13 protein-coding genes are annotated in these 12,131 nt (G+C 33.8%); 3 read left to right on the top strand and 10 right to left on the bottom strand.

What is annotated here, in order from left to right:
- Positions 1–2: 2 nt before the first annotated feature.
- The gene (locus tag AC5SR4_RS16325) at positions 3–440 is read left to right on the top strand and encodes a YybH family protein (protein WP_495357345.1); all 438 of its coding nucleotides are present in this window, start codon (positions 3–5) and stop codon (positions 438–440) included.
- 217 nt (positions 441–657) lie between these two features.
- Positions 658–1,989, top strand: a complete 1,332-nt coding sequence (locus AC5SR4_RS16320) for a hypothetical protein (protein ID WP_495357344.1) — start codon at positions 658–660, stop codon at positions 1,987–1,989.
- 220 nt (positions 1,990–2,209) lie between these two features.
- Here AC5SR4_RS16320 and AC5SR4_RS16315 read toward each other — a convergent pair.
- The 10 genes from AC5SR4_RS16315 to sqr form a co-directional block, all read right to left on the bottom strand.
- Positions 2,210–3,339 (bottom strand): IS3 family transposase gene (locus AC5SR4_RS16315; RefSeq protein ID WP_495356007.1). Its coding sequence is split into 2 segments (ribosomal slippage): positions 2,210–3,078 and positions 3,078–3,339, totalling 1,131 coding nucleotides; the frame shifts between segments, so codons are not numbered across the junction.
- A gap of 256 nt (positions 3,340–3,595) precedes the next feature.
- The gene (locus AC5SR4_RS16310) at positions 3,596–4,141 is read right to left on the bottom strand and encodes a pyridoxamine 5'-phosphate oxidase family protein (RefSeq protein WP_495357343.1); all 546 of its coding nucleotides are present in this window, start codon (positions 4,139–4,141) and stop codon (positions 3,596–3,598) included.
- Between the two features lie 154 nt (positions 4,142–4,295).
- Positions 4,296–5,348, bottom strand: coding sequence for an ACR3 family arsenite efflux transporter (gene arsB, locus AC5SR4_RS16305; protein WP_495357342.1), 1,053 nt, complete (start codon positions 5,346–5,348; stop codon positions 4,296–4,298).
- A 2-nt stretch (positions 5,349–5,350) separates the two neighbouring features.
- Positions 5,351–5,983 (bottom strand): arsenate-mycothiol transferase ArsC, encoded by a 633-nt coding sequence (locus AC5SR4_RS16300; RefSeq protein ID WP_495357341.1) that lies wholly within the window; start codon positions 5,981–5,983, stop codon positions 5,351–5,353.
- A 3-nt stretch (positions 5,984–5,986) separates the two neighbouring features.
- Positions 5,987–6,319 (bottom strand): ArsR/SmtB family transcription factor, encoded by a 333-nt coding sequence (locus tag AC5SR4_RS16295; protein WP_495357340.1) that lies wholly within the window; start codon positions 6,317–6,319, stop codon positions 5,987–5,989.
- Between the two features lie 127 nt (positions 6,320–6,446).
- Positions 6,447–7,184 carry a DUF6090 family protein gene (locus AC5SR4_RS16290; RefSeq protein WP_495357339.1) on the bottom strand — a complete coding sequence of 246 codons (738 nt, stop codon included), beginning with the start codon at positions 7,182–7,184 and terminating at the stop codon, positions 6,447–6,449.
- Positions 7,185–7,506: 322 nt separating this feature from the next.
- On the bottom strand, positions 7,507–8,082 hold the full coding sequence (locus AC5SR4_RS16285; protein ID WP_495359203.1) for a substrate-binding domain-containing protein: 576 nt from the start codon (positions 8,080–8,082) through the stop codon (positions 7,507–7,509).
- Positions 8,083–8,219: 137 nt separating this feature from the next.
- Positions 8,220–8,693, bottom strand: coding sequence for a DsrE/DsrF/DrsH-like family protein (locus AC5SR4_RS16280; protein WP_495357338.1), 474 nt, complete (start codon positions 8,691–8,693; stop codon positions 8,220–8,222).
- Between the two features lie 36 nt (positions 8,694–8,729).
- A complete protein-coding gene (locus AC5SR4_RS16275; RefSeq protein WP_495357337.1) occupies positions 8,730–9,038 on the bottom strand; it encodes a TusE/DsrC/DsvC family sulfur relay protein in 309 nt (102 codons plus the stop codon).
- A 23-nt stretch (positions 9,039–9,061) separates the two neighbouring features.
- Positions 9,062–10,306 carry a type III sulfide quinone reductase, selenoprotein subtype gene (gene sqr, locus AC5SR4_RS16270; RefSeq protein WP_495357336.1) on the bottom strand — a complete coding sequence of 415 codons (1,245 nt, stop codon included), beginning with the start codon at positions 10,304–10,306 and terminating at the stop codon, positions 9,062–9,064.
- Between the two features lie 402 nt (positions 10,307–10,708).
- Between sqr and AC5SR4_RS16265 the strand changes: the two genes are divergently transcribed.
- Positions 10,709–12,034, top strand: a complete 1,326-nt coding sequence (locus tag AC5SR4_RS16265) for an OmpP1/FadL family transporter (RefSeq protein ID WP_495357335.1) — start codon at positions 10,709–10,711, stop codon at positions 12,032–12,034.
- Positions 12,035–12,131 lie beyond the last annotated feature (97 nt).

Raw genomic sequence — 12,131 nt, 5'->3', positions numbered from 1 at the left:
TTATGAAACAAATAGCATGTTATTTTTTAGGAGCTTTATTGTTGTTTTCTTGTTCTAATACACCAGACAAGAATACTATTGAGCAATGGAAACAAGAAATTATAGATACCGAAGCGGCTTTTGCAAAAATAGCAAAAGAAGAGGGTATGAACAAGGCGTTTGTAGCCTATGCAGCCAATAGTGCCGTTTTAATGCGAGGCAACCAACTTATAAAAGGCAAAGAAGCCATCGCTAAATTTATGGAACCTCAAGTCTCAAAAGGGTTGGCTTGGAAACCAGACTTTGTTGAGGTGTCCAAATCAGGAGATTTAGGCTATACCTATGGCTACTATACATTTACTTATCAAGATTCTATTGGGAATGATGTGGAGAGCAAAGGTGTATTTCACTCGGTTTGGAAACGTCAAGATGATGGTTCTTGGAAATTTGTTTGGGATTAATCTTGATAGAGCTTATAATGAAGCAATTAATTTTAAATAAAAAAGAAAAACCAAGTGCAGATTTTGTAAAAGGAGTTAATCAAAAAAATCACTACATTTAAAGAACAAGAAAAGAATTAACAATTAAAGTAAAGATATTCAAATTCATGAAATGTAAAATATTAAGACGATGGCTCATGAAATTTGTTTTGGATTAATATTTATCATTATTTAAAAAATGGAAAGTGTAAAAAACATATTCTACATACTAATATTACTTGTTTTATGTTCATGTCTCAATGAAAAATCTAAACAATCCAAAGCAACTGATGGCAACCTGTCTACTCAAGAAAAAAACATTCTTCAAACTTATCTAGACGTAGAACACTTATTAGCCATTGATAATGGTGAATTTTGGAACAAACAACTTTATGGTCCAATAATTTTTGTTGAACCCAAGACAAGAGTGTTTTATGCTAATGAGAATAATGCAACAAATAGTTTTGACAAGATAGGTGCAATATACAAAGACAGTCTACCAACTAGTATAAACATAGCAAACACAGCTCTTAACTGGAATAATGAAAGATGGTCTATGGTAATGTTGCCATTGCCAACAGATAGAATGTCACGAAATCATTTAATTATACATGAATTGTTTCATAGGCTGCAACCAGATATTGGATTTGAAAACCTTCAAGAATTAGATAATGCTCATTTAGACACTTACAATGGGCGATTATTATTAAAGCTAGAACTACAAGCATTGGAACAAGCTTTAAAGAGTAATGAAAACAGTACAAGATTAGTGCATATTAAAAATGCATTGACTTTTAGACAGAAACGACAGGAAACACAAGAAATTAAAAACGCAGAAAATTCTTTAGAATTAAATGAAGGGCTTGCTGAATTCACAGCACTTATATTAAGTGGTAGAAATGAAAGTGAGATAGAAACACATTTAATAGAAAGTAAAAATAATTTTTATGCAAATCCTACCTTTGTAAGGTCTTTTGCGTATCAAACCATTCCAATGTATGGTTATTTATTGTCTGTCAAAAACCCAAACTGGCATAAAGCTGTTGATAGAAACACTAATTTAACAGACTATTTAATAAATGCCTTTCAATTTGAGCTAAAAAACGATTGGTCAATTACTGAAATTGCAAAACATAATGATTATGAATACCAATCCATTGTTAATGTAGAAACTGAAAGGGAAAAAGACCGAAAAGAAAAGTTATCTAAACTAAAAATCAAGTTTATTGAGAACCCAACATTAGAACTTCCATTTCAAAATATGAACATCTCTTTTGACCCAAGAAACATTACACCAATTGGAAATTTTGGTACAGTTTATCCTAATTTAAGAATTACTGATAATTGGGGAGTTTTAACTGTTGATAATGGTGCGCTTTTAGCATCAGATTGGAGCAAGGCAATTGTTTCTGCTCCTACTGAAGTTTCAAAGAAAATTGTAAAAGGCGATGGTTGGAAATTAGAGTTAAAACCAAGTTGGAAGGTGGTGAGAAAAGGCAATGAATTTAAGCTTATAAAGAGTGAAAATTAAAATAGCATTAATTTTAGTAATAGATACCTTAATTTTTAGCTTTAGAGTTGTAAAGATGCTGTAATTTAGGAAAGCATGTTAATGGTGAATTGAGTTATGTGACTGTTAAAGAAAATAGAGATAACAGTGACTCTAAAAGCATACAAATTCCATTTTTTTAGAATAAAAACAACTGCTAAAAACCGATAATGTATTGTAAGCTTCCCCAGATTAGAACTGTTTAATTGTCTAAAATTTCTATAAAGTTATTGTTTTCAATTGTAATGGGGTTACCCCCATTACAATTGATTTCTGCATATTTTTTTGGGGACAATTTTCCAAGCGCATCGTGAGGTCTGTTATAGTTATAATCATGTATCCAAATCTGAGTTTGTTCACGAACCTGTTCTAGAGTCTCAAAAATATATCTATTTAGAACACCTCTTCTATAAGAACCGTTAAAGCGTTCTATAAAAGCATTTTGGGTTGGCTTTCCCGGTTGGATATATTGAAAATCTATACCATACATCTTGCTCCAAACCGAAGTAATATTTGCTATGAATTCAGGGCCATTATCCATACGTATTTTTTTAGGCTTTCCTTTCCTGTTTACCAAATGATTTAAAACCCATACTATACGGTTACTGGTTAAGGAAAAATCTATCTCTATGTGCAGTGCCTCCCTGTTATAATCATCAATTATATTAAATGCTCTAAATCGTCTTTTGTTTTCCAGTACGTCTGTTACAAAATCCATACTCCAAGTATGATTAAGTGTATTGGGGACTTCTAAAGGCTCTTTAACACGGGTGGGCAGACGCTTTTTGGCTTTGCGTCTTAACGGTAAGCCTATGGACTGGTAAACACGATGAACGCGTTTGTGGTTCCAGGGCTTCCCTTCTGCCTTTAAGCGGTCAAAGGCTTTCCAGAAACCTTCTTCTGGGTGTGCCTCTGCTTTTATAAGCAATGCCTGCTCAATCTCTGTGTCATCTTTATTTATCGCATTATAATAATAGACACTTTTACTCATATTTAAAACACGGCACGCCCTACTAATACCGTAATGAATAAGTTCTTTGGCTATTACTCTTTTACGGTAGGGCCTTAAAGCTTTTTTTCGATGATCTCCTTGGCCATTTGATGGTCCAAGGCCAGATTGGCATACATCTGTTTGAGCTTGCGGTTTTCTTCCTCCAGTTCTTTGATGCGCTTTAGTTCTTTGCCGTTCATCCCGGCATAGCGCTCACGCCATTTATAGAAGGCAGATGAACTAACCCCATATTCCCGGGTAATCTGTTCAACACTTTTCCCGTTATCAAACTCTTTTAAAATCTTTGCAATTTGTTGCGGACTGAATTTGCTTTTTCTCATAATTACTGCTTAAAGTTAAAACTATTTTTCTACTTCTAAACAGTTCGATTTTTGGGGAAGCTTACAGTATCACATTAGGGCATGTTAAAAGTATTGATTATAAAACACTAAAATACAATAGTTAGTGTAAATCTTGACTACTATTTTTATACATTCCAAATAGGGCTTATAAATCATGAACAAGGCTTCTTTATCGTGTTGGTAAAGACGTGCTCAATCAATGCTGTATCTAAGGATTTCTTAGTTATAGTCTTGGTTACTCCCCAAGAATCTTGGTTTCAAACCCGTCAATACTTTTGGTATTTTTGTTTTTCCAGTAGTCGTGAATCCTTTCTTCCCCTTGTTTTTCGGCCCAATCATGGAGGATGGTTCGCTCCTCCTTAAAGTCCATATAAGGCACGGCATAACCGCAGGAGGTTTGCACCAAATCTACAGTCATTTCAATAATCTGTCGTGCTCCAACATCAAGGTCAAAGAGGTGAGCATACTGTTGAAACCCGTCATCTCTGGTGTGGTATATGGTTGCCGTTCCATACAATCTTAATATGAGTGGTTTGCCTTCAAAGGCACAGAACATAATGGTCATGCGGTTGTTTTTCAATAGATGGGCCGCCGTTTCATTGCCGCTTCCCGTTAAGTTAAGCCATACAATTTTATTTTGGTCAATCACCCGAAAGGAGTCCGTCCCCTTTGGAGACACATTAACGCGCCCCTCGGCAGCGGCGGTTCCCACAAAAAAGATCTTTTGGTTTTCTATGAATGTTTTCAATTCTGGCGTAATCGCATCTAGCTTTTTTCCCATAATTTATTTAATAATATTAGCTTCTATCTTGATGTTATGTACGGTTTATTGCCTAGGCTTGGGTTTATTAAGTTAATAAATATAACCACTCCTAATTAACTATAAAACCCCTACTATTATCTAAGATAGGTTCGATTCTGCTTAGTTTTGATGTTTATTTTACAGCGTTGGCTTTTCCATAATACTTTTTCCGTAACCAAAAGGAAACTCGAACCAATAAAATTAAGGCAGGCACTTCAACTAAAGGACCAATAACACCTGCAAAGGCTTGCCCTGAATTCAGCCCGAAAACGGCAATGGCAACTGCAATGGCCAATTCAAAATTATTTCCTGCTGCTGTAAAAGCTACTGATGCTGTCTTGTCATATTCTGCCCCCATAGCTTTGGTAAAGATAAAACCAATAATAAACATGAGTGTAAAATACACTAAAAGAGGAATTGCAATTATTAGAACATCCATGGGTATTTCTACAATCAACTCTCCTTTTAGCGAGAACATAACTACAATGGTAAACAACAATGCTATTAAGGTCATTGGCGAAATAGTGGGAATAAATTTCTTTGTGTACCAATCTTCTCCTTTTTGCTTTACCAATATTAGTCTACTTAAAATTCCCATTACAAACGGAATACCCAAATAAATAGCAACACTCTCGGCAATTGTTTTAATTGAAATATCTACAATTGCTCCTTCAAATCCGAAATAGGGTGGAAGTATTGTAATAAAAATCCAAGCATAAAAACTATAAGTAAACACTTGAAAAATACTGTTCAATGCAACCAAACCTGCTCCATATTCGCTACTGCCTTCTGCAAGGTCGTTCCAAACCAAAACCATAGCAATACAACGAGCCAGGCCTATTAAAATGAGTCCGACCATATATTCCGGATAATCTCTTAAAAATGTAATTGCCAAAATAAACATTAAAACGGGGCCTATTATCCAATTTAGAATAAGTGAAATAGATAGGATTTTGGTGTTTTTAAAAACCTTAGGCAATAATGAATAATTGACTTTTGCTAAAGGAGGATACATCATTAAAATTAAACCAATGGCAATGGGAATATTTGTAGTGCCACTACTAAACGAATTTATGATGTTTGGGAATGTTGGAATAAAATACCCAAGCCCAACACCAAAAGCCATGGCAACAAATATCCAAAGCGTTAGATTTCTGTCGAGAAAACTTAATTTTTTTGAGCTCATTTTTATGAATTTATTTGAGAGAAAATATAAAACATTTCCGTTGCAATTTGCAGACTTCTTTCCTTGTACTTTTCTGCTTGTTGCGGTGTGTTATCAAAGACTTTGGGGTCTTCAAAAGTTATAGGAATCCGTTTTTCTGCACCTGGAACAAACGGACACGCTTCATTAGCCGAATCGCAAGTCATAATTGCAGCAAATTCAGATTTTGGGTTAAAATCATCATCTAACTTTTTTGAAAATCCGATAATTGGATGCGCGTTATCAGCATATTTAATGCTATAAACAGGATTCTCGTTTTTTGAAATGGTACTTATTTGAAACCCTGAATTTTGCAAGGTCTTAGAAACCATGGGAAATAATGCTGTTGCTTCTGTACCACCCGAATAGCAGAACACGTTTTTAATATTGAAGTAATTTGCCATTGTTTGTGCCCAAACTTGTGATAAATGGCTTCTTCGTGAATTGTGAGTACAAATGAAATTGATTCTAATATCTTGATTATTTAAAACTTTGGATTGAATAAACTCCGTTAGCGGTTGTAAAACTTCTTTACGCTCAGTTGAAATAGTTTGTGGGTTTAATGTTTTAATTACTTTTTCTATTTCTGAAAATATTGTTGGTCTAGTAGTTGTCATTTTTTAGCAGCAATCTTGATTTTTAGTTACGTCTTGATTAAGAAATTCCTCCATTACAGTTTTCATTGTTGTCCAATTTTCTTTATGAATACAGTAACAAACACTGGTCCCCTCTACGCTTCCTTTAATTAAGCCTAAATGTTTCAATTCTTTTAAATGCTGTGAAATTGTAGGTTGGGCTAAGCCAATTTCATTTACCAAATCTCCGCAAACACAAGTGTTCATTTTAAATAAATGTTGTAAAATTGCAACTCTTGCAGGATGCCCGAATACTTTTGCAAAAAGAGAAATTTCGTTTTGTTGGTCGGTAAACATTTCGGTTTTCGCTAATCCCATATCTGTCCTTTATTTATTAATTGCAATATTACGATTAATATTTTAATGTTCAAATTTTTTATGTGTAGGTAAAAAAATAAATGTGCTATTTGTGTGGTTGGTTTTCAGTGTTGCGCTTTCGTTATTTCTATTCCTTTTTTAAATATTCTTCGATTTTTAGACATAAAAGATAGGATTCCTTTTTGGAATTCTTTAACCTGTTCAAGAAAGAATAAGCATATGTTAATTCCCTATTGGCGAGCATATAAAACGCATCATTTTTCATCATTTTAAGAATAAATGGAATTTCATCCGCATTAATACTGTCGGGATAATTTGGGTCAAAAACTTTGATAGAATTGAAATAATTCGAGAATCCACTTTGTAATTTTATTCCATAAGCTTTCAAAAATTCTTGTTCTAGGTAGTAGTTGCTAATCCTTGAACGTAATTCATCATTTGATATCAGGCTAATACTTCCTGTACTCACTAATTCTTCATAGGTTCTATTATTGACGGTTAATTCACCTATGCCATAGATTCCACCTAAAGAAATGTCGTTTATAAATTGAACTGTATCATATGGAACAACATTATTTTTATAATAGTTTTTAGCTTTTTTTAGTCCTGCTATTTTTCTAGGAGCATTTTTAAACCAACTTCCTTGAAGAAACAATGAATCTGATTTTATATCTTCCTTTAGGTTATTAAGATAACTAATCTCCCTAATTCTATTTTTACGGGCTTCATTGGCATTATTGATTTGCAGTGCAATTAAAATTCCAATAACCACAAGTATTATTTCTCCAATGGCGTAAATTACATACCTACTGAATTTGTTTTCAGAAAGTAGTTTTTGTCGAATCTTTCTAAAGAATTTTATCATAGTTATTGGTTGGTCAAAATGCACTATAACAAATGTATAAACACACCAGTGTGTCTATTTTAATTATATACACCCAAATATACATAATTGCCTAAAGATCTAGTGGGTTTTTTATTGAGCTTAAACTGTTTTTCGCTACATGTGTTTAGATTTTTGATTGTCAATAAGAGTTGTAATAGGTAAACACATGAATATAAAGCGGCAGTTTGTATTAATAGATTAGCAACCATAGGTTACATAGGGCCTGTGGTTGCTCTTTTATAGGTATGCCATACGTTCTTAATATAACCCTATCCGTAACGTGTATTAGTGTTAGTATTGATTAATTTACAAAAACAGAAGTTTTTAAAGAGGAGTTTCTAATAATTAACTTAGGAGTTAATACCACTTGTTTTTTAGATACGGTATTTCTGTTACGGTTTACTTCATCTAAAAACACATTGGCAGCAATTCTACCCATTTCCATAGGAGATTGGTCTACCGATGTAATGGAGAGCTCCATAAATTGTGCAAAAGGCTCATTACTAAAACCAACAACACTAATATCTTCAGGAATGTTTAGTTCATGATACTTTATTTCTTTAATAGCCCCTAGGGCAGAAAAGTCGCAAGATGCAAAAATGCCATCTGGCCGATTGCTTAAGTTTAATAATTTTTTAGTGCTTTTTCTTCCTTCGGTAACTTTACTTTCTGTTTCAATAACTAATTGGTCGTCATATTCTAGTCCGGCATCTTCAATAGCTTGTTTATAGCCCAGATAACGATTTTTAAAAATATCTAAACTTCTATCATTGCTTAAATGGGCAATGCGTTTACAGCCTTGGCTAATTAAATGTTTAGTTGCTTCATAAGCCCCTTTAAACTGTAGTTTCCTGTAAAAGTAAGAGTAACAGACAATTTATAAGCCTATTGGTCTGGGTAAGCCTAAATAAAGTGCTCTAATTTTAGCCATGCAAACAGCCGCTAACCAGATTGTATATGTACCTGGAAAACGGCTGTTAAAAAAACAGAAACCACAAAAACTATCTGTTTATGTTATATAAAAAGTAGTTGACAACCTTCTTGATCTGCTCTACTATAAAAATCGCCAATAGTTAAAATTCCGTCTAGTTCGTCTATTAAATCATCCTCTTTTAGATGAAACATATCTACAGCCAATTTGCACCCCCAGAGCTTGCATCCAGAATCTGAAAGAATTTCTATAAACTCATTAATAGGGGGCATGTCTAGTTTTTCCATTTCTTTTTTCATCATTTTTGTGGCTAGTGCTTCCACTCCTGGTAAGCCGCCAAGCATGGTTGGTATGTGCATGGCCGGATTTCCAACGGTTGCTACATGCAAGTGTTCTAATTTTTTCTTTTGGATAACTTCCAATCCAAAAAAGGTGAAAAATATTTCAGACTCTATACCCTCCATTCTAGCACCATTAGCCATAATAAAGGCCGCATAGGCATTTTCTATTGTTGCTTTAGATAGTATAAAAAGCATTTTTTTTACTTTAGTACTCATAATTTATGGTTTTAATTTATACTTGAGTCACTAATTTTAAATACAACTTTTTGGTTTTGGTATTCCCGCAATTAAAGTTGCTTTCTTAAGTGGTCCGCCAGGAAATAGGTTGTAAAACTCTTTAATATTAATAACGCCACTTTTCTTTATACCTCTAATAGATAAAGGCTCTTCTTTGTGGTATTTATCATGTATATAATCAATGACTTCCCAATGTTTGTCAGACATGTCAATACCTTGTTCTTTGGCAAGTTCAACGCCAATTTCTTTACTCCATTGTTTAAAATCTGTTAAATAGCCTTCTTCATTTACATCAATGGCTTTATTTGCTACTGTTTTTTCCATTATTATTTGTTTTTAAGTTATTACTATATTGCTTGTTCAAAATGTTTTCCTTTTTCGCTCATAGTGGCAGAAACAAATGGTATATGAATGCCTTTAATTAGCATATTCCAATAAATCCATCTAAAAGCCATTTTCCCCATATGGTTGGTTTTACTTTCTTTTAATAGTTTAAGTGGGCCAACACCAGGAAACGGAAATGTGCCTTCTACGGGTTCGTGTGTATAGTTAAAATCAATTAGTAAGGCCTTACCACCTCCGGTTTCTATAAAACAATTGGCATGCCCATCAAATGCTTCTTTTAATGGTTCGCCTTTTATAAAGCGAAGTATATTTTCAGTTAATATTTCAGCTTCAAAATGTGCTACAGATCCTGCTTTTGATGCTGGTAAATTTGTTGCATCGCCTATGGCAAAAATGTTTTCATAATCGTTGGTTTGTAGCGTTGCCTTATTAGTGGGAACAAAATTAAGATCGTCTCCCATACCAGATCGTTCTATAAGTGCATCACCCATATTGGTAGGTACTGTAACTAATAAATCGTATACCACTTCGGTACCTGCATAATCAATAATTTTATTGTTTTTATAGTCAACACGCTCAATATTAAAATCGGTAATTTCTTTAATGCCTTTTTCTTCTAATAAATAATGTAGGGCTTTCGTTGCCTTAGGCTTGGTAAAAGCACCATCAAGGGGGGTAACAAACGTAATATCTACCTTATCCCTCATGCCTTTTTGTTTAAAAAAAGAATCGGACAGAAATGCAAACTCCAATGGCGCTACAGGGCATTTAATGGGCATTTCTGTTATGTGTATTACCAACTTGCCACCTTTCCATTCGCGCAGCTTATCTCGTAAAGCCTTAGCACCTTCATAGGTATAAAAATCAAATATGCTTTTGTGCCATTCGGGACCACTCATGCCTTCTGTTTCATCAGGTGCAATTTTGGTACCAGTGGCCACAATTAAAATATCGTAACTTAAAACGTCACCATTATTTAAATTTACTTTATTCTTATCGGGTTCAATAAGATTGATTTTTTCTTGTATATAGTCTACACTTTTAGGAATAAACTTTTTACCCTCTTTTTTTACTTGGTTTGTGGTATATATATCAAAAGGAAGAAATAAAAACCCAGGCTGATAATAGTGTGTCTTTTCTTGGTCTATGATAGTGATTTTCCATTCTTTTTTAGGAAGTTTAGAAACTAAATGATTGGCCATCATGGTTCCCGATGTTCCTGCGCCTAATATTATTAAATTTTTCATCTGTTTAAACTTTTTAAATGTTACCTGCCAGTCGGCATGCTCTATTCTTTATTTTATAGTTAACAATCATACTTGAAGAGTGCTAAAATTGTATAGAATTAAGGTTACCTTTTGGCTAATGTGTTAATAGTTTAACTTTCGAGTAAAAGTAAAGTAAAAACCAACAACAAAATATGACATAAGTCATGTAAACCCTTGTGTAACAAAGGTTACAGAAGGTTGGAGTATATTAAAAATTGATAAAATTATTTAAATAAATGCAGGATATCATGACATAAGTCATTGTTATTAATGCTTGGTAAAGGTAGTTTTGGTAAAACTTTTTTTAAACCGTAATATGCTGTAAAAGGAGGTGCTTGTTCTTAAAACTTTTTTTGCAGCATATTTTCAAATATTTTAATTATGAAAACCAATTTTATCAATTATTTTTTATTGTTATTTTCAACTGCTGTTTTTTCTCAAGCTGGACATATTATGCAGGGCATAGGTGCAGTTAACATGTCTATGGGGGGTGCCTCAACGGGGCAACCGTTAGATATATCTGGAGCACTGCAGTGGAACCCTGCTGCTATTTCAACCTTTAACGACAAAATATTAAAGTTTGACATAGGTTTATTTTATTCTTCACCAGAATTGTATTCTACAGTACCTGAGTTTGATAGCAATGGTATGCCAACAGGTAATTTTTATAGTGGTAATACAAAAGACGATAGGGGGGTGTCTCCTATGCCAGCATTGGCAATGGTTTGGGGTAAAGAGAACAGCAAACATACTTTTGGAGCTTCTGCTTTTGGTATTAGTGGGTTTGGTGTCACTTTTCCAGAAAGCATGACAAACCCAATTAACATGCCCCAAAATATGGGAGGATTTGGCCATATAGAGTCTGATTACATATTACTGCAAATGGGTTTTTCTTATGCTTATGAACTATCAGATAAACTATCTATAGGCATAGAGCCTACATTTAATTATGCTACTTTACAGTTAATGCCAAATCCCACAGCAAGCCCAACAGGCGCAGGCTACCCGTCAACCGATAAGGCAACGGCCATAGGGTTTGGTGCTCAATTGGGTATTTTCTTTAATTCAGGAACGGGGTTTAAGGCTGGTGCATCCTATAAATCTACACAAGTATTTGACGATTTCGAGTTTAAAAACACCTACTTAGATAATACAACAAGTAAAAATACTTTTAATATGGATTATCCAGCTATATTATCGTTTGGGTTGGGGTATTCTAAAGGAAATATAGACCTGGCATTGGATTACCGATTGGTTGATTATGAAAATACCGATGGTTTTTCTAGTACAGGATGGACACAAACAGCATCAGTAGCAGGCTTTGGATGGAAGAATATTAACATTATATCTGCGGGTATACAATATAAAGGTATAAATAAAATACCCTTACGCTTAGGCTATACCTATAGCTCTAACCCAATTAATGAAGATGTTACTTTTTTTAATATTCCTGCCACTGCAATTATTAAAAATGCATTTCAATTTGGGCTTAGTTATCATGCAAGCGATAAAATTATATTAGATGCTGTTTACCATTATGGCGATAGTGGCAATAAAACTTCTGGTGAATTACTTAACCCCATGTATATATCTAGTTATCCACCTTATGGTGCCATTCCAGGAAGTGAAGTGTCTTATGATATGACAACATCTATGGTTATGGTAGGCATTAGTTATGTTTTTAAAAAGAAAGAAAAGCAGGATTAGGTTAAACGCTTATAACTGTACTTGTTGCAAAAAAATAATAAAGCAATTAAACTATTTGTAAGGTTAGATGTCCAATACACATAAGGTTAAGTTTTAT

The organism is Aestuariibaculum scopimerae (assembly GCF_059428085.1).
This window is presented reverse-complemented; position numbering and strand designations above follow the sequence as displayed.

Coding starts and splice junctions, on each gene's coding strand:
- arsB (WP_495357342.1), bottom strand. CDS start 5,348: ATGAGCTCAAAAAAATTAAGTTTTCTCGACAGAAATCTAACGCTTTGG.
- sqr (WP_495357336.1), bottom strand. CDS start 10,306: ATGAAAAATTTAATAATATTAGGCGCAGGAACATCGGGAACCATGATG.
- AC5SR4_RS16300 (WP_495357341.1), bottom strand. CDS start 5,983: ATGACAACTACTAGACCAACAATATTTTCAGAAATAGAAAAAGTAATT.
- AC5SR4_RS16275 (WP_495357337.1), bottom strand. CDS start 9,038: ATGGAAAAAACAGTAGCAAATAAAGCCATTGATGTAAATGAAGAAGGC.
- AC5SR4_RS16280 (WP_495357338.1), bottom strand. CDS start 8,693: ATGAGTACTAAAGTAAAAAAAATGCTTTTTATACTATCTAAAGCAACA.
- AC5SR4_RS16325 (WP_495357345.1), top strand. CDS start 3: ATGAAACAAATAGCATGTTATTTTTTAGGAGCTTTATTGTTGTTTTCT.
- AC5SR4_RS16310 (WP_495357343.1), bottom strand. CDS start 4,141: ATGGGAAAAAAGCTAGATGCGATTACGCCAGAATTGAAAACATTCATA.
- AC5SR4_RS16320 (WP_495357344.1), top strand. CDS start 658: ATGGAAAGTGTAAAAAACATATTCTACATACTAATATTACTTGTTTTA.
- AC5SR4_RS16265 (WP_495357335.1), top strand. CDS start 10,709: ATGAAAACCAATTTTATCAATTATTTTTTATTGTTATTTTCAACTGCT.
- AC5SR4_RS16290 (WP_495357339.1), bottom strand. CDS start 7,184: ATGATAAAATTCTTTAGAAAGATTCGACAAAAACTACTTTCTGAAAAC.
- AC5SR4_RS16295 (WP_495357340.1), bottom strand. CDS start 6,319: ATGGGATTAGCGAAAACCGAAATGTTTACCGACCAACAAAACGAAATT.